At 40.8% G+C, this 23045-nt stretch carries 19 protein-coding genes and 1 pseudogene; 12 read left to right on the top strand and 8 right to left on the bottom strand.

What is annotated here, in order from left to right; genetic code table 11:
- The 5 genes from IQ276_RS33900 to IQ276_RS33885 all read left to right on the top strand — a co-directional run bounded on the left by IQ276_RS33900 (nucleotide 1) and on the right by IQ276_RS33885 (nucleotide 5288).
- Nucleotides 1–1374, top strand: a complete 1374-nt coding sequence (locus tag IQ276_RS33900; protein ID WP_193922348.1) for an alkaline phosphatase family protein — start codon at nucleotides 1–3, stop codon at nucleotides 1372–1374.
- A gap of 440 nt (nucleotides 1375–1814) precedes the next feature.
- The gene (locus IQ276_RS33895) at nucleotides 1815–3308 is read left to right on the top strand and encodes a catalase (protein WP_235116201.1); all 1494 of its coding nucleotides are present in this window, start codon (nucleotides 1815–1817) and stop codon (nucleotides 3306–3308) included.
- Nucleotides 3309–3396: 88 nt separating this feature from the next.
- A complete protein-coding gene (locus tag IQ276_RS33890; protein ID WP_193923532.1) occupies nucleotides 3397–3564 on the top strand; it encodes a hypothetical protein in 168 nt (55 codons plus the stop codon).
- 307 nt (nucleotides 3565–3871) lie between these two features.
- Entirely contained in the window at nucleotides 3872–4003 is a 132-nt protein-coding gene (locus IQ276_RS40470) for a hypothetical protein (RefSeq protein WP_255264372.1), read from the top strand.
- 127 nt (nucleotides 4004–4130) lie between these two features.
- Nucleotides 4131–5288 carry a PIN domain-containing protein gene (locus IQ276_RS33885; RefSeq protein ID WP_193923529.1) on the top strand — a complete coding sequence of 386 codons (1158 nt, stop codon included), beginning with the start codon at nucleotides 4131–4133 and terminating at the stop codon, nucleotides 5286–5288.
- 89 nt (nucleotides 5289–5377) lie between these two features.
- On the opposite strand, the gene IQ276_RS33880 is transcribed toward IQ276_RS33885, so the two are convergent.
- On the bottom strand, nucleotides 5378–5644 hold the full coding sequence (locus IQ276_RS33880) for a HigA family addiction module antitoxin (RefSeq protein ID WP_309245648.1): 267 nt from the start codon (nucleotides 5642–5644) through the stop codon (nucleotides 5378–5380).
- Between the two features lie 69 nt (nucleotides 5645–5713).
- On the opposite strand from IQ276_RS33880, the gene IQ276_RS33875 reads away from it, so the two are divergent.
- Together IQ276_RS33875 and IQ276_RS33870 are read left to right on the top strand one after the other, a co-directional pair.
- Nucleotides 5714–6223: a helix-turn-helix domain-containing protein gene (locus tag IQ276_RS33875; RefSeq protein WP_190881120.1), complete on the top strand. Its 510-nt coding sequence runs from the start codon at nucleotides 5714–5716 to the stop codon at nucleotides 6221–6223.
- On the top strand, nucleotides 6205–6774 hold the full coding sequence (locus IQ276_RS33870; protein ID WP_190881163.1) for an IS630 family transposase: 570 nt from the start codon (nucleotides 6205–6207) through the stop codon (nucleotides 6772–6774). The genes IQ276_RS33875 and IQ276_RS33870 overlap by 19 nt, the downstream gene beginning before the upstream one ends.
- A gap of 192 nt (nucleotides 6775–6966) precedes the next feature.
- On the opposite strand, the gene IQ276_RS33865 is transcribed toward IQ276_RS33870, so the two are convergent.
- Nucleotides 6967–7542, bottom strand: a complete 576-nt coding sequence (locus IQ276_RS33865; RefSeq protein WP_193917931.1) for a Uma2 family endonuclease — start codon at nucleotides 7540–7542, stop codon at nucleotides 6967–6969.
- Between the two features lie 54 nt (nucleotides 7543–7596).
- A complete protein-coding gene (locus tag IQ276_RS33860) occupies nucleotides 7597–11583 on the bottom strand; it encodes a magnesium chelatase subunit H (RefSeq protein WP_193917933.1) in 3987 nt (1328 codons plus the stop codon).
- Nucleotides 11584–12059: 476 nt separating this feature from the next.
- On the opposite strand from IQ276_RS33860, the gene IQ276_RS33855 reads away from it, so the two are divergent.
- Nucleotides 12060–12257 (top strand): DUF2283 domain-containing protein, encoded by a 198-nt coding sequence (locus IQ276_RS33855; protein ID WP_193917930.1) that lies wholly within the window; start codon nucleotides 12060–12062, stop codon nucleotides 12255–12257.
- A gap of 91 nt (nucleotides 12258–12348) precedes the next feature.
- On the opposite strand, the pseudogene IQ276_RS33850 reads toward IQ276_RS33855, so the two are convergent.
- From IQ276_RS33850 to IQ276_RS33840, 3 genes and pseudogenes are all read right to left on the bottom strand, one after another.
- Nucleotides 12349–12952, bottom strand: a pseudogene (locus IQ276_RS33850) (hypothetical protein).
- A 28-nt stretch (nucleotides 12953–12980) separates the two neighbouring features.
- Nucleotides 12981–13886 (bottom strand): amino acid ABC transporter substrate-binding protein, encoded by a 906-nt coding sequence (locus tag IQ276_RS33845; protein ID WP_193917928.1) that lies wholly within the window; start codon nucleotides 13884–13886, stop codon nucleotides 12981–12983.
- A gap of 182 nt (nucleotides 13887–14068) precedes the next feature.
- Nucleotides 14069–16387, bottom strand: a complete 2319-nt coding sequence (locus IQ276_RS33840; RefSeq protein WP_193917927.1) for a bifunctional serine/threonine-protein kinase/ABC transporter substrate-binding protein — start codon at nucleotides 16385–16387, stop codon at nucleotides 14069–14071.
- A 693-nt stretch (nucleotides 16388–17080) separates the two neighbouring features.
- Here IQ276_RS33840 and IQ276_RS33835 point away from each other — a divergent pair.
- The 3 genes from IQ276_RS33835 to IQ276_RS33825 all read left to right on the top strand — a co-directional run bounded on the left by IQ276_RS33835 (nucleotide 17081) and on the right by IQ276_RS33825 (nucleotide 19826).
- Complete coding sequence (locus tag IQ276_RS33835; protein ID WP_193917925.1) at nucleotides 17081–17566, top strand: hypothetical protein; 486 nt, start codon at nucleotides 17081–17083, stop codon at nucleotides 17564–17566.
- Nucleotides 17567–17734: 168 nt separating this feature from the next.
- Nucleotides 17735–18553, top strand: a complete 819-nt coding sequence (locus IQ276_RS33830; protein ID WP_235116200.1) for a DUF2207 domain-containing protein — start codon at nucleotides 17735–17737, stop codon at nucleotides 18551–18553.
- Between the two features lie 370 nt (nucleotides 18554–18923).
- Nucleotides 18924–19826 carry a DUF2207 domain-containing protein gene (locus tag IQ276_RS33825; RefSeq protein WP_235116199.1) on the top strand — a complete coding sequence of 301 codons (903 nt, stop codon included), beginning with the start codon at nucleotides 18924–18926 and terminating at the stop codon, nucleotides 19824–19826.
- A 13-nt stretch (nucleotides 19827–19839) separates the two neighbouring features.
- Here IQ276_RS33825 and IQ276_RS33820 read toward each other — a convergent pair whose 3' ends face one another.
- Entirely contained in the window at nucleotides 19840–21063 is a 1224-nt protein-coding gene (locus IQ276_RS33820; RefSeq protein ID WP_235116198.1) for an ATP-binding protein, read from the bottom strand.
- A gap of 195 nt (nucleotides 21064–21258) precedes the next feature.
- Between IQ276_RS33820 and IQ276_RS33815 the strand changes: the two genes are divergently transcribed.
- Nucleotides 21259–22557 carry a glycosyltransferase family protein gene (locus IQ276_RS33815; RefSeq protein ID WP_193921621.1) on the top strand — a complete coding sequence of 433 codons (1299 nt, stop codon included), beginning with the start codon at nucleotides 21259–21261 and terminating at the stop codon, nucleotides 22555–22557.
- A 12-nt stretch (nucleotides 22558–22569) separates the two neighbouring features.
- Here IQ276_RS33815 and IQ276_RS33810 read toward each other — a convergent pair whose 3' ends face one another.
- On the bottom strand, nucleotides 22570–22956 hold the full coding sequence (locus tag IQ276_RS33810) for a hypothetical protein (RefSeq protein WP_190880610.1): 387 nt from the start codon (nucleotides 22954–22956) through the stop codon (nucleotides 22570–22572).
- Between the last annotated feature and the right edge of the window lie 89 nt (nucleotides 22957–23045).

Raw genomic sequence — 23045 nt, 5'->3', positions numbered from 1 at the left:
ATGAAAAAAACCGTTATTTTAAATGTCGTAGGATTAACGCCTAGCTTACTAGGAAAAAACACGCCGTTTTTATCTGCGTGGGCGGCTATTGGCCAAGTAGTTCCAATCAAAACAGTTTTACCTGCTGTAACTTGTTCTGTTCAAGCTACTTATTTAACAGGAAAACTGCCTGATGAACATGGAATTGTTGCTAATGGTTGGTACTTCCGCGATGAATGTGAAGTAAAATTTTGGCGACAATCTAATAAATTAGTGCAGGCTCCCAAAGTTTGGGACATCGCTAAATCAATCGATCCAAACTTCACTTGTGCCAACCTTTTTTGGTGGTACAATATGTATTCTTCAGTAGATTATGCCATTACACCGCGCCCAATGTATCCCGCAGATGGGAGAAAATTACCTGATATTTATACCCATCCTAGTGATGTGCGATCGCCAATTCAATCTGATTTAGGTCAATTCCCTTTGTTCGATTTTTGGGGACCAAAAACTTCAATTAATTCTAGTCAATGGATCGCTGATTCCGCCAAATGGATTGAGGAACGTTATAGCCCGACATTATCACTAGTTTATCTGCCACATTTAGATTATTGTCTGCAAAAATTTGGTCACGATGAAAAACACATCCAAGCAGATTTACAAGAAATTGATGCTGTTTGTGGTGATTTAATTGAATATTATCAAGCACGAAATACTCAGATAATTATTCTTTCTGAGTATGGCATTACCCCAGTTAATAAAGCAGTAGATTTGAACCGCGTGTTACGGGAAAATAATTTAATTGCAGTGCGGGAAGAATTGGGACGAGAACTACTCGATTTTGGTGCTAGTATTGCCTTTGCCGTTGCCGATCACCAAATTGCTCATGTATATGTGAACGATCCGGCTTACATCCCGAAAGTACGATCGCTTTTAGAAGCCACTGAAGGCGTAGCCCAAGTATTGGATGAACAAGGTAAACAAGCCTACCACCTTAATCATCCTAGATCGGGAGAGTTAGTGGCGATCGCCAGCCCCGATACTTGGTTCACCTATTATTATTGGCTAGACGATAACAAAGCCCCTGATTTTGCCAGAACCGTAGATATTCACCGCAAACCCGGCTACGATCCAGTAGAACTTTTCCTCGATCCCCAAATTAAATTTCCCCAAGGAAAAATCGCTCTCAAGCTACTTAAGAAACAACTGGGTTTTCGCTACCTCATGGATGTGATTCCTGTGGATGCTTCCTTAGTACGTGGCTCTCACGGTCATATTACCACTTCTGTTGATGAAGGACCTCTATTTATTACCCATCAAACTCACCTAGTTGATACCAACTTAATTGAGGCCACAGATGTTTGCTCGTTGATTCTCAAACATTTAAGTACTTGAAATGAAAATGTAGAGACACGATATATCGCATATTTACATCCTACACATTCATCGGTAGGGTAGCACCGCTGTGATAGGTGTCAACTTAAGCTTAAACGCTTGTCCCACATACGTTTTACCCCACCCTAACCCTCCCCTTGTAAAGGGGAGGGAACTAAATTCTTTTTTCCCCCCTTTCCAAGGGGGGATTAAGGGGGGTAAAACATTTGTGGGACAAGCGTTTAAGCTTAAGTTGACACATATCACAGCGGTGCTACCCTACAAGCGATTCTCCAAAAATACAAAAAATTTCTTGTAAATCGTAGTCATTTCGAGTATGCTTTATATATGAAGTCGAAATGACTATGATTTAATATTTTGTATCGGTAGGCATCCGTCTATCTACTGACTAAAATATACTGTGGGCAATTTGACTAACTTAATGGAGAACTTCTTCACCCATGACTGAACCCCAAAACTTGACAACTGCTGACGGTATCCCTGTTGCGGATAACCAGAACTCACTGACTGCGGGCGCACGTGGCCCTGTATTAATGCAGGATTTTCACCTGATAGAAAAGCTGGCTCATTTCAACAGAGAACGTATTCCTGAAAGAGTTGTCCATGCCAAAGGTGCCGCTGCTTTTGGTACTTTTACGGTAACTAACGATATCACACGCTACAGCAAAGCCAAACTTTTTTCTGAGATTGGCAAGAAAACAGAATTCTTGCTGCGTTTTTCTACGGTTGGCGGAGAAAAGGGTTCAGCAGATGCGGAACGCGATCCTAGAGGTTTTGCCATCAAGTTTTACACAGAAGAAGGCAACTGGGATATTACAGGTAACAATACTCCGATTTTCTTCATCCGTGACCCACTGAAGTTTCCTGATTTCATCCATACCCAAAAACGGAATCCCCAAACGAATTGCAAAGATCACAATGCAAAATGGGATTTTTGGTCACTGAGTCCGGAATCACTCCACCAGGTAACGATCCTGTTTTCAGATCGGGGAATTCCCAAAACCTATCGACACATGGACGGCTTTGGTAGCCATACCTTTAGCTTAATTAATGCTGAAGGCGATTGCGTTTGGTGTAAATTTCACTTTAAGACCTTGCAAGGACATCAAACTTTAACAGAGGAGGAATCGGGCAAGCTTAAGGGAGAAGATCCCGATCATGCGACTCGTGATTTATTTGCAGCGATCGCTCAAGGAGATTATCCCAAATGGCGGATGTGTATTCAAGTGATGACTGACGAGCAAGCATCAAAACATCGAGATAATCCCTTTGACTTGACAAAAGTTTGGAAGCACTCAGAATATCCTTTAATCGAAGTCGGGATATTAGAGCTAAATCGTAACCCAGAGAATTATTTCGCCGAAGTTGAACAAGCCGCTTTTAGTCCTAGTGCAGTGGTTCCTGGCGTTAGTTTTTCTCCAGACAAAATGCTTCAAGCTCGGATCTTTTCTTACCCAGATGCTCAACGGTATCGCTTGGGTGGTAACTATCAGCAACTACCAGTCAACCAACCCAAATGTCCAGTGATGCATTATCAGCGAGATGGCTTTATGGCATCGGGGAACAACGGCGGTAGCGTTCCTAACTATGAACCCAATAGTGCTGAGGGTACGCCCAAAGAAAATCCAGCTTATGCAGAACCACCTAGTCATTTGGGCGATGTCACAGTTGATCGCTACAATCATCGTGAAGGAAACGACGATTATACCCAAGCAGGCGACCTCTATCGGTTAATGACTCCCGAACAGCAAGAGCGTCTTGTGCAAAATATCGTTGGTACTCTCAGCCAAGCAAGGCAAGACATTCAAATGCGCCAACTTTGCCATTTCTTTAGAGCAGATGTTTCTTATGGTCTTCGTGTCGCTGAAGGGTTAGGCATTGCGATCGATCCTTCAATGTTCGGTGCTACTGCTCAACCTGTAGGTAACTGGTAACCTTATCCAATTTTGTGGGGTGGGCATCTTGCCCGCCCTAAAGCAAATTCATTTGATTAACTTACAAAATAAATCGAGGTAATTAAATATGAAATTAACAGCAACAAAAAAAGGCTTATTAATCCCTAAAGAACTATTAGGAGAAAACCAAGAATTTGAGATTATTCAAGAAAATGGAAAAATTATTATTACTAGCATCAAACAAACATCTTCTATTTGGGATTTAGGTTCAAATTCTGTGGAATGTGATGTATAAATAAAAAAGATATATTAAGTATTTTATCTAACAGAATTCAGAAGATAAATATCAATCTTTCATCCAAAAATGTAACCAGTGCCGACATCAACTTCAACAAACAGAGTTATCATTTATTTCCCTTCCATCTCAACGCTCTAACTGTCGTTATTTCAATATTGAAAAGTTGATTAATTAGGCGCTGTCCCTTCCGGTAATTCCTCTGACTCCAGCAATTCGATTTTTCCATGCCGAACAGTAGCCCAAAGCGTTTTTAGCATATCCGTTTTATGAATAGTCATGCTTTAATTTTATGCTTCGATAGTTTATGAGGAGCGATGTCTACGACGGTCTACGCCTACGCCTTGCTGAAAACCTCAAAAATAAAGCGATCGCTGGTTGTGGAAGAGTGAGTGCGATCACTTTATTTATAGTTAGGCATTCATCAAGAGCTGCTTGAATTACTTCATGTGTGAGTTACCGATATGATTCTAAGATTTCTTCTGGGTTTCACCAGCAGCCAATTTTTAATATAAAGTATAAAATATGTAAGGTATTAAAAGCATTTAGTAAATATACAGAAATAAATGACACAAAGAATCAGACAACCTATTCGTTTAGTTGCTTTAGATACAGAAGTATTTGATAGGGAAAACTTTAACTATCAATCTAGAGCCTTCACAAAACTTATAGAGTTAGTTCAAGATGAAAAAATTTGTCTATATTTGACTACAGTTACACAGCAAGAAGTGATGGCTCATATTGAGCATCTAACGCAACAAGCTTCATCAGCATTTAAAAATCTCCACAAAGATTTTCGTAAACAGGCTAAGATTATCTATAATTCTCTTATATTTCAAAAATTGTTAAATTTATCTTTAAATAACGATGAACTATCTAATGAGTTAAAAGAACAATTCAACGAGTTTATAAAAAAATCAAAAATGGAGATATTAGGAATAGATGCTGTTTCAGCAGAATATATTTTTACTAAATACTTTAAAATACTTCCTCCTTTTAAAAATGGTCAAAAGAAACATGAATTTCCTGATGCATTTGCCATAGCTGCAATAGAAGAAAAAGCTAAAACTGAAAATAGAAAAATATATGTTATTAGTGGCGATCATGATTGGGAGAAAGCTTCTAATCAGAGTGAGTATTTAATTTATAAAGAAAGCATTGACAAATTGTTAACAGAGATTATAGAACAAGAATCCAGTGAAGTAGATTTGTGTTACAAAATACTTGATGATAATTGGAGCGAAATTAAAAATGAAATATCACATAGTTTTAGCTCTAGAGAATTTTCTTTAAGTGATGACTTCGCACATGGTTACTTTGAATTGGGTAGTGAATATATAGAAGTAGTAGTAGAAGAGATAATAATTATTGATAAATCTATTGTAGATATTGATGAAGAAGTTGAATCTCCCGTTGTTACCTTTGAGCTAAAGACTGAGATTATTTATACTGCTTATATTAGCTATGATAGTACAGAATATGCTTATTGGGATAGTGAAGATCATACATATTATGGTATTGAAAAAGTTGAAGGGAAATTACATCAGAAAGTTTTAACCCCTGTTGAATTAGAAATTATTTTATTTAGAGATGAATCATACAATTTGTGCTTCAATACTATTGAGAATGTTGACTTAGATCCAAATGGATTGATTGGAACTATTGTGTTAACGCCAGGTGAATTTGAGGAGATTGAAGAGGAGTTTGATTCTTGTTTCTTTTAGATGGGAGATTAGGGCAAGCATATTGCCTACCCTAAAATAATTTTGCTGTGAATTTCAATTATTCAAAAAATAATTATTCACAATTTCTTCTAAACTAATGTCATAACTTGCTCATATTCTTCTTTATGGCTTTGCAAAGCATCCCAAAGATCGACTTTTTGCTGAAGATTAAGCCAAAGTCTTGGGCCATTTCCTAAAGCTTTACCAAGACGTATTGCTATATCTACTGTAATTGAGCTTTGACCATTAATAACTTCCTGAATTGTTTGATTAGATACTCCTAAAATATCTGCAAAATTTGCGGTATTAATATCTAAATCATCTAAAATATCTGCAATTACTTCACCAGGATGTATTGGTCTTATACCAATTTTATATGAAGCTGCATATAATAGAGTGAATAAACTGGATAAATAAAAATAAGCATGAGCCGCCCTTTTAAGATTGAAATTGCAGAAAGCGAAGCAGAACTAAAGAAACGTCTACAAACAGCCAACGTAGGAAACCAGAAAGAAAAACTGATGATGCTGTGGTGGATAAAAAACGGGCAGGTTCATGAACAGCAAGAAATTGGAAAACGCTTGGCTCTAGATACATCAACTGTCACAAGGTGGTTACAAAGATATAGAGTCGGTGGACTAGATGAATTATTAGAAATTAAAAAAGCTCCGGGAGCAAAACGAAAAATTGATGAGGTAGCGATCGCGGCACTAACAGAGGAGTTAAAAACAGGAAAAGGCTTTAGTAGCTATGGTGCAATAGTGGAGTGGTTAAAAAAAGAACAGGGGCTGGAAGTAGAGTATGCAACAGTATATGCGTTAGTGAGATATAAATTAGGAGCAAAACTCAAAGTACCACGTCCGCAAAGCCATAAGCAGGATGAGAAGTTAGTATCTGAGTTTAAAAAAAACTCGGTATCATTATCGAGAGGCTAGAAAAACATCTAGCACCAGGAAAGTGTATTCATTATCTGTGTCAGGATGAAACCAGGGTGGGATTAAAAACTTTAACGGGAAAAGTAATTACGGCCCCTGGAGTCAAACCAACTGTAGCGGTGAAATGGGAAAGAGAAAATTTTTGGATTTATGGTGCAATTGAACCATTAACAGGACAACATTTTCAGCAAGAATACCCGCAGCTCAATGGTGACTATTTTCAACAGTTTTTAGACTGGTTATCGCAACAATTAGGTTCAGATTATGCAATTTTACAAATAGACCAAGCTCCTGCTCATATCAGTAGTGCGATTAATTGGCCTGAAAATATTATTCCCCTGCTGCAACCACCTCATGCTCCTGAGCTTAATCCCATTGAAAGGCTGTGGCAGTTTCTCAAAAAATCTCTCAAGAATGAACTGTTTTCTGACTTGCAAGACTTACGCACTCGCCTACAACAATTGTTCGAGCAATTAACATCTGAACAGGTGATTTCCATCTCTTCTTATAACTTTATTTTAGAAGCTCTTTTCTATGCAGCTTCATATTAAATTGGTATTACTAATCTATCATCAGTAATAACTTGCCAATTATCCATAATTAATACTTCTTACTTAATAATTTGGTTAACCTTATCTAGCATTGTCTACTCAATTAATATGATATTAATACAGGAGCTAATCATAATCTTCAATGTACTACTGCGTCTAGATTTATCATGGCTTTTGTGTTTTGTTATTCAGTTACCAAATCGCCTCAAGGTTTAAAATAAACCCCTGTAAAACATCTTCTCCTGACAAAGTAACAGGCGATTCCAACACCTCAACTTCTTTCCCTTGTCGATAAATCTCCACTTGTCGAGATTTACGATTAATTAACCAACCCAAACGCACACCATTATCTATGTATTCCCTCATCTTTTCCTGAGCAACTTTCAAACTATCACTTGGCGAAAGTAACTCAATTACAAAATCAGGAGAAATGGGGGGAAACTTTTGTTTTTCTTCTTCAGTTAAAGCATCCCATCGTTCTAACTTTATCCAAGAAGCATCAGGCGAACGATCTGCACCATTAGGTAATTTAAAACAAGTAGAAGAATCAAAAGCAATGCCAGTACCATCGGTATCTGACCAATTAAATAATTGTTGATTTAGTCTACCATTACGATTTCCAGTTTCTCCTCCAGTGGGTGGCATGATTATTAATTCTCCCGTAGCAGTGCGTTCAAACCTCAAGTCACGGTTTACCTGACATAGATTAAAAAACTGCTCATCTGTCAGTTCCAATACTGATTGAAGGTTGACGGTTAAAGCATTCATAGTCATATCTCGGATTGAAAAGTTAAGGCAGGCATTATGCCTGCCCATGTAATCCTATTCTATTCCTTCAATCCGGTCTTCAACTTCTTGGTACAACTCACGTAGGCGATCTAAATTCTCCTCGCTAGTCTCCCAATAACCGCGTCCATTCACTTCCAACAAAGTTGATACAACTTTGCGGAAAGAATGAGGATTAAGGTTCATTAACCGTTTCTGCATTTCTTCATCTTTGATGAAGGTTTCGTTAGTATCCTCGTAAATCCAGTTATCCACAGCGCCGGCTGTTGCACTCCAACCCATTGTATTTACTAATCGCTTGGAGAGTTCGCGCACACCTTCATAACCGTGATTCAGCATCCCCTCATACCATTTGGGATTTAACAATTTGGTACGGGCATCTAAGCGCACGGTTTCTGATAATGTCCGCACTTGGGCGTTGGCTGTGGTGGTGTCTGCAATATAAGATGCTGGTTTTTTACCATCACCCCGCAGACTTGCAACTAATTTGGTGGGATCGGAATCGAAGTAATGGGAAACGTCCGTTAAGCTAATCTCAGAAGAATCCAAGTTTTGGAAAGTTGCATCAGCAGTTTTCAATGTACTTTCAAAAATCTGCCGCGATTCGTCCATGATTCCGGGGTTATCGGAATTGAAGGCGAAGGATTTGCGGTTGAGGTACATTTCCTGCAACTCGGCTTCGCTGTCCCAAGTGCTGTTTTCTACCGCCAAGTTGATATTTGACGAGTAAGAACCAGAAGCATTGGAGAAAACGCGAGTTGCTGCTTGACGCAGATTAATTCCCATGTCTTCGGCTTGTTGCAAAGCATGTTTGCGAACAAAGTTCATTTCTAAGGGTTCATCTGCCTCAGCCGCCATCTTCACGCCTTGGTCTAGCAGGTTCATTTGGTTAATGAACAAGTCGCGGAATACACCGGAACAGTTGATTACTACATCTATTCTGGGGCGTCCCAACTCTTCTAAGGAGATCAATTCCAACTTGTTCACCCGTCCCAAGGCATCGGGCACTGGACGCACGCCCACCATCCACATAATTTGCGCTAGGGATTCGCCGTAAGTTTTGATGTTATCGGTTCCCCAGAGGACGCAGGCGATGGTTTCTGGCCATTTTCCATCGTTTTCGGCTTTGTTACGTGCCAAAAGCCTGTCTACGACGATTTTGGCTGATTGGACTGCTGCTGTTGTTGGGATGGATTGCGGATCGAGGGCATGAATATTCTTACCTGTGGGCAAGACATCCGGGTTGCGGATGGGATCGCCACCAGGACCGGGTATGACATACTCGCCTTCTAAGCCTTTGAGTAATGCTCCCAGTTCGTTGTCTGCACAAACTTGCTGGAGGCAAAATTCCAAATACTCAAACAGGGGTTTTAGAAGTGCGGTGTCAACTTTGGGATAGCCGAGTTTATGTAACGCTTCTACCCAAGGTTCTTTTTTGCCCATGTTGAAGAAATTCAACCGGGAAACGAGAGAAACTCGCCCATTGGCGTCGGTTTGCTCTTGAACAAGGGCGCTAACTGCTGCACGGGTGGCTAAGGTGATGTCTTGCAATAGCTGGACATCTTCTAAAATGCCTTTGTCGTTATTGTGATAAATATCGTCAATGTTACGCCCGATGCTGTTAGCGATAATTCGCGGTAAGCCAACAAGTTCTTCTTCTTGACGATCTAAGCTGGCGATGTTGACGAGAGTGGCGATCGCTTCTTCTGCACTTGGTGGTTTACCAATGACGTGCAACCCACAAGGCAGCAACCGAGACTCAATTTCCATCAACCTGCGGTAGACGTTGCCAACAATATTATCCCGCTCATCGGCACTCATGTCTCTGGCATCGGTTTCTGGCAGGTTAATATCCTTATCCAGGTTGACGATGCGGCATTTATCCATGATGGAGTTGACAATGGAAACACCGCGTCCAGTATCTTTCAAGGTTTGGTAAGAAGCAATTAATTCGCTGAGTTCCTTCAAACCTTTGTATAAACCTGCATTTTCTGCCGGCGGTGTCAAGTAAGAAATTGTTTCGGCATAACCCCGACGTTTGGCAATTGTCGCTTCGCTAGGATTATTGGCTGCGTAATAATACAGATTGGGTATGGAACCAATTAAGTTATCTGGATAACATTCCCCAGACATACCCATTTGCTTACCTGGCATGAATTCTAAGGAACCATGAGTGCCAAAGTGCAACACGGCGTCAGCTTGCCAAACTTGCTCTAGGTAGGTGTAGTAAGCAGCAAAACCGTGATGGGGACTAGCGGAACGAGAGAATAACAGCCGCATGGGGTCGCCTTCGTAACCAAAGGTGGGTTGCACACCGATGAAGACGTTACCGAATTGCTTACCATAAATTAGCAGGTTTTGCCCATCGCTGTTGAGATGTCCGGGAGGTGGTCCCCAGTTTTCCTCTAGGCGTTGGGAATAAGGGGTAAGTGCCTCATATTCTGGCACTGACATTTTGTAGGCGATGTTCAATTCCGGGCTGGCGTACTGTGCTTGGGCGTCGTGGATGACTTCTTGCATCAGTGCTTCGGCTGATTCTGGCAACTCTGGAAGGTCGTAGCCATTATTTTTCAGCGCTTTCATCACTTCGTAGATGGAACCGAACACATCTAAGTAGGCGGCGGTTCCCACGTTGCCTTTATCTGGCGGGAAGCTGAAAACGGTAATGGCGACTTTTTTATCTAGCTTGGGTTTGCGGCGGAGGTTAGCCCATTTTAATGCTCTTTGGGCTACAGCTTCCATGCGGTCTTGGAGAGCGATCGCTTTTCCTGTTGTCCCATCTCTACCCGATAATATAATCGGCTCAATTGCCCCATCCAATTCGGGAATGGCAATTTGTAAAGCTACTTGAATGGGATGCAAGCCCAAATCGCTATCCATCCACTCTTCTGTGGTTTGGAACACCAAAGGCAAAGCCACCATGTAAGGACGGTTTAAGCGTTTGAGTGATTCAATTGCTTTGGGATGGTCTTGTCTAGCTGGACCACCTACCAGGGCAAAACCAGTCAGGGATATCACTGCATCTATCAACTGGACGTTGGTATTCGGTTCGTAAAAGTAAGCATCCACAGGCTTGGAGAAATCCAAACCACCAGCAAACACAGGTAATACCCGTGCGCCTAATGCTTCCAATTCCTGCACCATTGCTACATAATGAGCATCATCACCTGTAACTAGGTGGGTGCGTTGTAATACCAACCCAATACAGGGAGCTAGGGGATCTTTGAGATCGCTAGAGATATCCTTACGGGCTGTGTACCAATTGAGGTACTCTCTCACATCCTCAAACATACTGGGAGCCAATGGGTGCCAAATCCCCATATCGGGATAAACTACTGGCTCTTGGTATGTACGAGGTGCAAAATTTTCTTTCTCTAAACCTTTAAATACGTATTTATCAGCTAACATCAGCAAGAAGTTTTCCAGGTTTTCTGGAGAACCACCTAACCAATACTGAAAGCTGAGCATGAAATTTCGTGCGTCCTGTGCCTTGTCCATTGGCAGGAACTTCAGCACTTGCGGTAGGGTTCGCAAAAGCTTGAGCATCCCGTCTTGGAATCCCGCACCGGATTTTTCTTTGCGTTTCCGCATGAATTGGGCGATCGCACTTTTGGATTGACCCAACTGTGCCAGGGAAAAGCTGCCCATTTTACTCAGGCGCATAACTTCTGGCATAGAGGGAAACACAACTGCAACATCTAAGCGATCGCGGTGTGGTTCTACTGCTGCTACTACTTTTTGTGCTAAGTCTTCGATAAAAATCAGGGAGGCGATAAATATATTGGCACTCTCCATATCCCTTTGGAACTCCTTGTAGTTCTCTGGATCTCGGAGTTCCTCAATTAAGTAACCGCTGATTTCAATCGCCAGTTCTTGGTGAAGAGCGTTAATCGCCCGCACCGCTTGTGACAATGCACTCTGGTACTGGGACTCAAGCACGACATAGACCACCTTGATTAAATTACGTCCGCGTAAGTTATCAGGCGCAATGTGTCTAATGGTGGACTTGACGTGGGTGAACATGCTTCCTCGGCTCCTTTGATGCGTGTTCTCTACTAGAAGTTCATAGCGGCTGATGCAGCCACAGTTGACTTCGTGATTATTGGGCAATATCAGTTTTTTATCAGAAAATGCTTGCCCAGAGGGCATTTTATCGTCTATCTGACACAATTCGATATAAAAAACGAAATATTTCTTCGTAATTATTGACTTTATATAAAAGTAATTACTCATATTATGTAAATTTTTTGTTACATAATATTGCATTTATAGTTGAATAACTATTTAACGATTTTATTGCAGTTACAAAACAAAACTTGCCTATGCTAACTAAATATTTTTTAGTCAGCATAGACAGACTTGAATTGCGTAGTTGCGAGTTATACCAAGTAGCAGAGAGGTAGGGTTTCTTTCACGTTAAACTGAGAAATTATCAAAGAATACAGTTCAGTTGAAAACCGCTATAAAACTAGTAAAATCGAAAAATACTGGAGAGAATTATGAAAATTACCTATGACCCAGAAGTAGATATATTAAGAATTATATTGAGTGATGTACCCATAGAAGATAGTGACGAAGAAAAGCCAGGGGTAATTTTAGATTCCGACGAAGATGGAAATATTATCGGGCTAGAAATATTAGACGCTTCCAAAAGAATCGATAATCCACGTTCTCTAGAGTATTCGATTTCTACATAATAGAGGCTTGAGAGGGTTAGCGTACAGCTTTTCGTATCTTTGAAGCGCTCCTATTTTAACCACAGACACTAAGACACAAAGATAAAAATATCTACCCTTCCCGCACCATCCAAACCAACATTCCCAATAGTATTTCCACTGGTGGAACGGGATAATCATTCAAATCAATACTCAAAGTTTGCCCTTCTAATTTCAAAAATCGCCAAGCCGTACCACTGCTGACGCTGCCATAAATTGTCTTAATTGGTATATTATTAGTCTCATTGAATTTTTGTGCGGCAATCATTTCTGCTGCACATTGCCCTAAACCTGGTTTTAAATCACCTTTTTTTGCTTCAATAATCACGATAACAGGAGCTTCGATAAATATTTGTTCGGGTGAGCGGCTAATTAAAAAATCACACACTCCACTTAAGCCCAAATCCGGTGCAACCGTAAAATCTTCACCCGAAAAAAAGCTGACTTTGCGTTCGAGAATTTTCCGAACTTCTAGGAGGATAGGACTAATAATTAACTCCGAGCGGGCTTTTTCGGAACCAGTTGCTGAAGAAGAGTGGTAGTCCTTCGCTTAATGCTTCTTTCAGATAAATACTAGGTTCTATGGACTGAATTGCGGGTAAAAACCGTCCACTTTCAACCGTAGTTAAATTGAAGTCGCGTTTGACTTTTGAGAGTGAGAAATCGCTATAAGACATGATGATTTTGTGGGCAAAACCCATTATTTCACAGGTCACTTTTGGGAACTTCCTCACGAAATTCTATGACTAATTGCATAGTTTCCACTACTAAATCACGTAAATCCCGATTGAGTGCTACAGTACCTTGAGACCCAAACCAACGGTCAAAAATAGCGACATATCGCTCATTCCCATTGACAAATCCTTGCATGAATTTGACTAAAGAATAGTTGACTGTATCCAAGAATTTCGAGTTATTTTCTGGCACCATGCAAGCGATACCTTCTTGTGAATAAGGGCGAGGAGGTACGATCGCAAAAGTATCTGGATTTTTTTGCTTTTGTAGCCATGCCTCTAAAATAATGCTATCGGATGAGAAACCATCAATAGTACCTTGTTGCAAAGCTGTGTATCCTTCTGCCCTAGTTTTAAAATACACCAGCTTAGCTTGGGGTTGTACACGAGCGATCGCCTGCTCATTTGTGGTTCCCGCTAGCACACCAATTTGCTTATCAATAAGGGATTCAGGGGAACCGAGATTACTTTCTTTCTTAACTAATAATTGGGTTCCAGTCACACCGTAGCTGACAGAAAAATCTACTTTTTTATCTCGTTGCCATGTAAAACTACTAGCATCACACACAATATCAACTTGTTGATTAACTATTTTAGGAATCCGCTCAGAGGGACTAAGACCAACTAATTGCAGTTTAATTTTTTTTCCTAAGTCTTTTTCTAATTGCTCTTTAATCAGAGTCAGCATATCTACAGAATAGCCATTTAACTTTCCTTGACTATCCACATAGGCAAAAGGTAGCGCATCTCTACTAGTACCAGCTGTCAATACCCCTGTTCTGGCTACTTTTTGCATCACAGTCTCAGCAGCCACCACATTAGGCATGAGCGTTGCAAACATCAGACTTAAAATAGGAATAGCAATTTTTTTATACATAATCTTTAAGAGTAGGTCGTTTTTTCAAAAATCAAATCTGATTTATATATCAAGCTTAAGAAGGTATCACTATCGAGTACAGATCACAAAACATTGCGGTGTACTGATGTTGGAAAGTTGCCTGAAAATGACTCTGGGAGAAATTTGCAGACATTATCAAACATAGAGCAAATTATATCAGTTTAGTAACAAACCACAGGCCGATCGCTCGGTCTCAAAACAAAACCACTGGAATTACAATTGCGACGCGCCGTAATGATCGTAATTGTGCCATTGCGGGGATTGCTTCCTTGAAATTGAATGATTCCCGTTACTCCTTTAACCGAGAATTTAGGCATTGTAAGTGTTTTCTGAATCCCGATGCGGGTGGGAGTGGGATTTTCCTTCAAAGCTTTGCTTAATACCAATACTGCGTCGTAGCTGGTGGCGGTTGGCCAGGTAATATCAGTTAGATCGATTTTCCAAAGGGTTAGAGCTTGGTCTACAAACAAGGAGTTAATATCGTTTAGGGGATGCCATGGGCTCGCAAATGCCAAGCGTTGGATTTCCTGTAAGGATGGATTTTTATCTGGTTTGAGTAAGTCAGCACTGTAGAGACTATCACCCCCAACAATCCAAGATTGGTTGACATTCAACCGAATTACTTCTTCTGCATTGGGAATTGCATTAAACAAACCTACTCCGGCATCTGGGATGAGGACAATTACCGTTGCACCTTGGGTTTTGGCTTGATTTAATGCCGTTTTGGCATCAAAGGGAGCGCTAGCGAGATTGAAGGCTGGTTGGTTGTCAAGAACATGACCGTCAAAGGATTTAGCCGCCTCTCGAAATGCCCCAGATAGAGATTCAGCATATTCACTACCATGACTATAAAAAATAGCAACTTTACTTTGCCGTAGTTGGGAAAACACATAGGTTGCCATTTTTTGTGCGGTGACGCGATCGCTAGGGACAGTACGGAAGAAAAAAGGATGATTGAGGTTATCTGAAGTGCTGGTTGCAGAAACTAAAACTACCCGCGCTTGGGTATAAATTGGTAGGGCTTTTATGGTAGCTTCGCTGCTGTGATGACCCAAAACAGCCAGCAAATCTGGATATTTCACCAACTTTTGGGCAATTTTCTGGGCATTAACGTGACTATTACTATCATCAGCGATAATTATCCGTAGGGGTTGACCGTTTTTCAGTGCCTCATTCTGAGCTTGAGCAGCACCCCTGAGTATTTCTAGACCTATGTCAGTACGATATTCCAGAGGAACTGCAACAGCGATCGTCCGAATCTGCTTTGCTGGAAATTGCTTTTGAATTTTGGCGTTGTTGAGGTAAATTAAAGTTTCTGGATCTGGCTTCTGATTGAAAGCAGTTTTAAATAGATCCTCAGCTGCCAAAAAGTTTTTGATGCGATACTGTTCAATAGCTAATTGCTTTGCTAGTGGGGGCTTAGAACTTCCCAAAGAGCTTGGAGGAATTAGACTTTCTTCACCACAACTGAGGCGATCGCCTAGAATATAATCGCAAGTGCGAGTCACAGTTATAACATCATACAGCCATTTTGCACCGACCAACAGCAAAATACTACAAGTCGCAGTTAATAATAATTTTTGCCATTGCGCCAATGAATATTTGTGAATGTTGTCAATCTTTTCGAGAATGGATTTAGCTGTTGGCGGACGTTTCTGTGGATGAGAACTCGTCATCGCGTGAATCAGATCGATAAATTTTTTTGGGGTTTGTTGATCCTTAATATACTTATGCCAATTGGGTAAATCTTGACGGCGATCGCCAGCTGGGTCAATACCTGTCATTAAATAGATAAAAGTCCGACCAAGAGCGTAGAAATCCGACTGAATAACAGCTTGTCCATCAAGTTGTTCAGGAGGAGTATATCCAATAGAATGAATCACCGTAACCGATTTCTCGTTGAAAATAGTTTGCGTCAACTGACGCGCCGTACCAAAATCAATTAAAATTAATTTTCCATCGGGGCGGAGCATAATATTTGACGGCTTAATATCTCGATGAAAAAAGCCATTTTCATGCACAAATTCCAGAATCAGTATTAATTGCTTTAACCAATCTAAAGCTGTTTTATGGGATATTAAGCATTCATGGTGAGAAAGCCAATTCTCTAAATTTTCACCCTCGACTTTCTCCATTACAAAACAGCGTAATTGGCGACCCGTATTCAAAACTAGAGGGAATAGGATTTCACCACTAGGTAAACCAGGATGCTGCAAACTTGTTAATATTGATGCTTCTTGTTGAAATAATCGCAGCAAATCCGGCGTAACTTCCTTCAGAGACTTGAGAACCTTCGGTGTATCTTGGACAAATAAATCTTCGATTTCAAATACTTCTGTATAGCTATATCTATCAACTTGCAGAGGATGCTTAATTCGGTAACGGTTTTGCAGTATAAGTGGCGTTTTACAGCTTTCACATACCGCACAATTATAGGAATTTTCTCGTTGCGAACAATCTGGATTGATGCAGTAGGCCATAAAGTTCCATCCGGCTTCAATTTTGTGTTGAGGTAGTGCTAATTACATACAACACATTCTTCCCTCTCAATTCCGGCTTTGTTGTTAACCGCAGTTAACATTGCATGATGTAAGGCAGCAGCTTTAGCTGGGTTTTCACTGATTTGTTGATAAAATTATCTCATCAAATAAGGATATGCAAAAATTGAGCGGATATTTCAAGAAAAACCGGATTTTACGAACAATACTAGAATAGCTGCTACTAATTTCAAACCTTTCATTGTTGAATCTCCTAAAATATTAAGTATTGCAGAGGTTTTATTGCTGCTCACAGCTATATATCTCTGAGTGTTGAGAGATTATGCAAAATGTGAGCTATGTGCGTTTAGCCTCCTAACTTTTTAGATCCCCCTAAATACCCCGATAAATTGGGCGACTTTAAGAGACTCTTAGCCCCCCCTTTTTAAGGGGGTTGGGGGGATCTAAAACTTTGAAAACACGCCCTAGCCATTCATTTCACCTTCAGGGTTGATATAGCGTTTCCTGACCTAATAAGGTACACCTGTAGGGGCACGGCACTGCCGTGCCCCTACGCCTAGCGCAATTTGTCAAGCTCAATTTTAGATCAGTTAGGTGGTGAGCCAAAACTTAACTAGAATACACAATCTAAAACAGCGAAATTACTAATATACCCAACCATTATGAAAAACATCTATGAAGCGTTTAATCTCAGCTACTTTTGCTACGGTTGCTCTGGTGGTTTCGTTATCAACTCAGGCGATCGCTCAGAGCAAATCTTCTCCAGTTCCAGCCTTGTTGGATCGCTTAGGCATGACATATAAAGAACAAGATGGTTATTTTGTAGTATTGGCTGGAGTTGATGGTGGGCGGACTCAAACTGGATTCATTCTGCCGGAAATTGCCAATATTGGTGGTGTTGAATACATTTATGTTGCCTCTGTGTCCCAAATTTCCAAGACTCCTCCCAATGCAGAAAATACAAAGAAATTGCAGCAAAGCAGTTTTAATGACTCTTTGAGCGGGTGGAAAACAATCTTTACAAATGAGATGTATCTAACTACTTACGGCAGCGTAGTACCTCTCAAAGCAGATTCAGATTCGGCACGTAAAGACATTATCAAAATTCTTAATATTGCTGACACCGCAGAAAAAGACTTGACTGGCAAAGACGAATTTTGAAGAAGACGCCAGCGCCAGCTTCACTAGGGCGTGTTTTCAAACTACTTGTTTAGCCTCCTAACTTTTTAGATCCCCCTAAATCCATGCCACTTGCTCATAGGGAGTCAGTGCGTTGGGCGCTCCTTAAAAAGGGGGACTTTATTTACAACTTATAGAGTGAGTTAAATTATGTGGACTAAATTAGCCCAAAGGATTCTTCTATTCTGCTTGACTTTATTACTCAGTCTGGGGCTTTCTATCAATTATGTCACAGCCCAGCAAGTACCTTTCTATTGGGAGTTTATTAATGTTGATATCGCCGTCCAAAATAACGGTGATATGTTAGTTTCAGAAACTCAAAAATATACATTCACTGGAGACTACAAAAATCAACGTTATCGCTATATTACCATTGACAAAGTAGACGAAATCACCGATGTTACTGTCTCTGAAAATGGTAAAGAATTACCCAGCGAAACCGGAATTGAAAATAATCAGTTCTGGATTCGCTGGACACACCAACTAAAAGCACCTGAAAGCCATACCTTTATTTTGAAATATCGTGTTGTTGGCGGATTGCATATAGATACCAATACTAATGATGCTCAAGTATACTGGAAAGCTATCTTTGCCGATCGCCAAGCTGCCATCAAACAAGCAAAAGTGCAAGTTAAACTCCCTCAACAAGTCACTGATGGTATCAACAATTTCGAGAGTTTTGGTGCTTCTGCAAATGTTCGCAAAATCGATGCTAAAACCATTGAGTTTGTTGCTCAAAAAGCTATTGAACCACAGCAAGAGTTAGAAATTCAGGTGACATTTAATCGCGCAAATACTGACATCACAGCTCCTCAATGGCAAAGTTCAAACTCGGTTAGTACGTCTGACTCTACATCATCAGAATCTCCATTTTGGGGTTCCTGGATTTTTTGGGCATTTTTTATTTTCATCTGGATATTCGGTGCAAGTGGAAGTGGCGGTAGCAGTAGCGGTGGTGGCGGTGGTTAAAATAATTCGTAATTAATAATGACACTTGCGGAGTCGCTAACGTAATTGAATTCTAGGAATCAGCTTTGATTTTTGAAAAAATCTTAGTTATGTAGGGTGTGTTACAGCTTGCGTAACGCACTAACCGAAGGGTTTTGGTGCTTTACTCTCGGCGATAAAATACCCTACGTATATTTCAAAAATTAAATATGAATCCTAGAGTTAGAGATTTAGATCGCAACAGATAAAAACTACCAATTTGACAATTAGCCGCGAGTATTTTGCTAATAATTACGAATTAATTAAATAAATTTCGCTACTCTATTGGCATTTAAAAAATGCTGTACCGATTTGATAATCACTATTTATTATTTATAGAGTTAATTAAATTATGTGGACTAAATTAACCCAAAGGATTATTCTATGTTGCTTGACTTTCTTACTCACTCTGGGACTTTGTATCAATCATATCACAGCCCAGGAATTACCTTTTTATTGGGAGTTTATTAATGTTGATATTGCCGTACAGAATAGCGGTGATATGTTAGTTTCAGAAACTCAAAAGTATACATTCACTGGAGATTATAAAAATCAACGTTACCGCTATATTTCTCTGGAAAAAGTAGACAAAATTACTGATATTTCTGTTTCGGAGAATGGTCAAGTACTGCCCAGTGAAACAGGGATTCAAAACAACCAACTTTGGATTCGTTGGACACACCAAGTCAAAGCGCCCGAAAGCCATACTTTTGTTTTGAAATATCGCGTTATTGGTGGGTTACATGTAGATGAAAATGATGCTCAAGTATACTGGAAGGCTATATTTTCTGACCATCAAGCCCCTATCAAACAGGCAAAAGTCCAAGTGAAAATCCCTGAGCAAGTCACTAATGGTATCAACAATTTCCAGAGTTTTGGTGTTGCTGCAAAGGTTCGCAAAGTCGATGCTAAAACGATTGAGTTTGTTGCTCAAAGGACTATTGAACCACAGCAAGAGTTAGAAGTTCAGGTGAAATTTAATCGGTTAGGTACTGACATCACGACTCCTCAATGGCAAAGTTCAGATTGGTGGAGTCTCTTGATTTTTTTGGGAATTCTTCTGTTCATACTATTCATGATATTCCGCAGAAGTGGTGGCAGTACTTCCAGAGGTAGCGGTTCCAGGCGCACTAGTTACACGAACAGTAGTTATATTGGTGGTGGCGGTGACGGAGGCGGTGGTGGTGATGGAGGTGGCGGAGGCTGTGGTGGTGGTGACGGAGGGGGTGGTGGTGGTGATGGAGGTGGCGGTTAAATGGCTTTGGCTACTACTGTTGAGATTTAAACAAACGCTGTACGCATTTGAGAATAACTGGTTGTAAAAAAAAGCGTTGCTTATTATCATCTTTCGTGGTTTCTACTAATGCCCTGCGCTTTAAGGATAAAAGCCCAGCCAAAATATCTCCATTTGAAGGATGATTTTCAAAGTGTAATAGTATCTCTTCACGAGTTAATCCCTGGGGTTGTGTAGCCAAACACTTGATGAGAGTTTGTTCCAGCATCGAAATCTCCCTCAACCATTGCGCCACCAGTGGCTCAAATTCACCAGCAACTAGGGTTCCAGAGGCTAAAAACTCTGCCACATCGCCAGCAAATAATTCCTGAATAAAATTTGCCGCCATGTTCAAAAATAAGGGATTGCCACCATACTGATTTACCAGGGTAATCCACTGCTGGGCATCAAATATGAGCCGATGATGCTGCAAAAGCTCGATCGCACCTTCCATCAAACCACCAAGTGGGAAAATAACTGCACCATTCCCACTCAGGGTATTTAATTCCTCTGGTTGTTCTCGACTGGTCAAAATTACGCAACTCGAATGATTCGTTTGCACTACAGAACGCAGAAAACCAGCGTAGGATTCGTATTCTAAACGATATTGCCCCGCACGTTGGCGTAGCCCGCCGTTGGCATCGCCACCCAAAATCCGATCCCAACCATCAAAAACTAACAGAGTTTTTGGTAGTAGAAGTGGAAACAAATCTATTGTTGGTGGAGTCACATGAAAATCAAACCACAGAGTTTGCTGAAAACTGTATTTAGAAGCTTCAGCAAGTTTTGCTGCTAAAGCTGTTTTACCGATACCCCCCATCCCTGTAATTACAATCAGGCGCGTTCTTTGCTCAACTGCTTGGGTGAGTGTCGCTAGTTCGTAACGCCGCCCAAAGAACAAAGGAATATTTGGGATTTGGGTTGTACCAGATGCAGACGAATTGACAGGGCGATCGAGTAAGTCTTGCCAATTCAAACCCAAAACCTGACAAAATGCTTTAAGTACTGAGGCATCAATGGCATCACCTTTAAGGAAACGTTTCCATGTCGATAAAGATACACCTGCTGCAAAAACTTCTGCATTTTCCCAGTCACGCCCAGGTTCGATAATTTGACTTGCTTCTTCTAACCAGCGTGGATTATCAATTGTCCAAGCTTTTTCTTGACGAGCTTGTTTAACAATTTGTAGTCCATTCAGCGAGAGTTTGAGGCTAGGCATTTAGATAATAGATAAGCAATTGAAAATTCAAAATCCTTGATTACACTGCATCCTGACTTCCGACTCCATGCAAATTAAATCTGGAACAGATTATCAAATCTCACCTACAAGGTACACTATATACTCATAACATCGGAACGAATTTATGAATATTTGCCTCTTGACTAATGACCCCTAACTCTTGACCATTCACTAATGACTCAAGTAGATATTCTGATACTATCAAATGGTCCAGGTGAGGTAACAACCTGGGTGCGTCCAGTGGTAAAGGCATTGCGGCAAAAATTCGGCAATGACCGAAATCAACTGAGGATAAGTGTAGTCCTGTCGCCTTGCCCAAATGCTACTGGTAAAGAAGCTGCGATCGCTCTTTCTTACCCAGAAGTAGACAGAGTTCAATCCCCAGAGCATTTTTGGCAATTTTTGCTCTGGGGGAAAACATTGGAAAATTGGGACTGGAGAAGTTGCGGTGTAGTGGTTTTCCTCGGTGGCGATCAAATTTTCCCTGTAGTCATCGGTAAAAAATTAGGATATCGCACAGTTGTTTATGCCGAATGGGAAGCCCGGTGGCATAACTGGATTGATCGCTTTGGAGTTATGAAACCTCAAGTTGCTGCTGGCGTTTCCCAAAAATATGCCCACAAATTCACTGTTGTGGGAGATTTGATGTTAGAAGCTAATACTAATTTGTCATCAGTCAAGAGCCATCCCTTATTAACAAATGACACAGGACAAATAACTGACTTAATTGGTATCTTACCGGGTTCAAAAGCCGCAAAATTAACCCAAGGGATACCTTTAATGTTAGCGATCGCCGAACACATCCACGCCAACAAACCCCAAACCAAATTTGTGATTCCTGTGGCTCCAACGGTGGATTTACAAACCTTAGCTAGTTTTGGCGATTCCCAAAAAAACCCTTTTGTGGAAACTTTTGGTCTTAGCAATGTTTCCTTAATTATTCCAGAGGACGGTAAAAGCAAGGCATCACTCAAAACGCAGAGGGGTCTAACTGTAGAATTATGCCAAGAAAACCCTGCCTATGACTTATTATCACAGTGCTCCATTTGCCTAACTACAGTCGGGGCAAACACCGCTGAACTCGGTGCTTTAGGAGTGCCGATGATTGTTGTGCTACCTACCCAACAATTGGATGCGATGCGTTCTTGGGATGGTTTACCGGGCTTATTGGCTAATTTGCCAGGGGTGGGTTCTACCTTTGCCAAGGTGATTAACTGGGTGTTCCTCAGTCGCAAAGGTTTATTAGCATGGCCGAATATCTGGGCACAGGAGGAAATCGTGCCGGAACTTGTAGGCAAACTCCAGCCGTCAGAAGTTGGAGAAATGGTATTAGATTTTTTGGCTCATCCAGAAAAATTGGACGAGATTCGAGCCAAGCTACGTCGAGTTCGTGGCGAAAGCGGAGCAGCCCAAAAGATAGCACAGATTGTTTGTGAGGAAATTGAGAAAGTCGGGGGAGATGTCAAAAATTAATTTGATTTTTTCTCAATCCGACGATCCGTCATTGCGTCGTCCGAGTTCAAAAATGCCACAACTAATACAAGCAAGTATACCTAAGCTGATTCCCCAGCTAGGCCCTAAACTGATTTCTACACCCCAATTAAATAAAGCGCCAACTACCAAAAAAGGCACAATACTAAACAGTGAGGCGTAAAAAGCGTTTTGGGATTCTCTAGCTTTACGAGTCTTTTCAAATTCTGACTGGCTGGTATAAAGCGATCGCTCGGCAAAGTTAAACCAGCGGTTGAGTTGCTCGATTATCCATTCACTGGCTTTGGAAAAACCTAGATATAACGCCAATGACCACAAACTCGCTCCAGCGATCGCGATCGTGTCTAATTCAAAGCGGAAAGGCAAAATTTCAGTCAGCATGTCTTGGGGGAGTCCTGCAAGGGTCAACTTTAGCTTTTAGTAGATGCTAAACAAACCTCTTGTGCAATTTTAAGCATAAACGTTAACAA

It is taken from the genome of Desmonostoc muscorum LEGE 12446, from assembly GCF_015207005.2.
Classification (GTDB): Bacteria; Cyanobacteriota; Cyanobacteriia; order Cyanobacteriales; family Nostocaceae; genus Nostoc; species Nostoc muscorum.
This window is presented reverse-complemented; position numbering and strand designations above follow the sequence as displayed.

Excerpts from the sequence above, each read along its gene's own strand:
- IQ276_RS33900 (WP_193922348.1), top strand. The coding sequence starts at position 1 with ATGAAAAAAACCGTTATTTTAAATGTCGTAGGATTAACGCCTAGCTTA.
- IQ276_RS33895 (WP_235116201.1), top strand. The coding sequence starts at position 1,815 with ATGACTGAACCCCAAAACTTGACAACTGCTGACGGTATCCCTGTTGCG.
- IQ276_RS33890 (WP_193923532.1), top strand. The coding sequence starts at position 3,397 with ATGAAATTAACAGCAACAAAAAAAGGCTTATTAATCCCTAAAGAACTA.
- IQ276_RS40470 (WP_255264372.1), top strand. The coding sequence starts at position 3,872 with ATGAGGAGCGATGTCTACGACGGTCTACGCCTACGCCTTGCTGAAAAC.
- IQ276_RS33885 (WP_193923529.1), top strand. The coding sequence starts at position 4,131 with ATGACACAAAGAATCAGACAACCTATTCGTTTAGTTGCTTTAGATACA.
- IQ276_RS33875 (WP_190881120.1), top strand. The coding sequence starts at position 5,714 with ATGAGCCGCCCTTTTAAGATTGAAATTGCAGAAAGCGAAGCAGAACTA.
- IQ276_RS33865 (WP_193917931.1), bottom strand. The coding sequence starts at position 7,542 with ATGAATGCTTTAACCGTCAACCTTCAATCAGTATTGGAACTGACAGAT.
- IQ276_RS33860 (WP_193917933.1), bottom strand. The coding sequence starts at position 11,583 with ATGTTCACCCACGTCAAGTCCACCATTAGACACATTGCGCCTGATAAC.
- IQ276_RS33855 (WP_193917930.1), top strand. The coding sequence starts at position 12,060 with ATGAAAATTACCTATGACCCAGAAGTAGATATATTAAGAATTATATTG.
- IQ276_RS33845 (WP_193917928.1), bottom strand. The coding sequence starts at position 13,886 with ATGTATAAAAAAATTGCTATTCCTATTTTAAGTCTGATGTTTGCAACG.
- IQ276_RS33840 (WP_193917927.1), bottom strand. The coding sequence starts at position 16,387 with ATGGCCTACTGCATCAATCCAGATTGTTCGCAACGAGAAAATTCCTAT.
- IQ276_RS33835 (WP_193917925.1), top strand. The coding sequence starts at position 17,081 with ATGAAGCGTTTAATCTCAGCTACTTTTGCTACGGTTGCTCTGGTGGTT.
- IQ276_RS33830 (WP_235116200.1), top strand. The coding sequence starts at position 17,735 with ATGTGGACTAAATTAGCCCAAAGGATTCTTCTATTCTGCTTGACTTTA.
- IQ276_RS33825 (WP_235116199.1), top strand. The coding sequence starts at position 18,924 with ATGTGGACTAAATTAACCCAAAGGATTATTCTATGTTGCTTGACTTTC.
- IQ276_RS33820 (WP_235116198.1), bottom strand. The coding sequence starts at position 21,063 with ATGCCTAGCCTCAAACTCTCGCTGAATGGACTACAAATTGTTAAACAA.
- IQ276_RS33815 (WP_193921621.1), top strand. The coding sequence starts at position 21,259 with ATGACTCAAGTAGATATTCTGATACTATCAAATGGTCCAGGTGAGGTA.
- IQ276_RS33810 (WP_190880610.1), bottom strand. The coding sequence starts at position 22,956 with ATGCTGACTGAAATTTTGCCTTTCCGCTTTGAATTAGACACGATCGCG.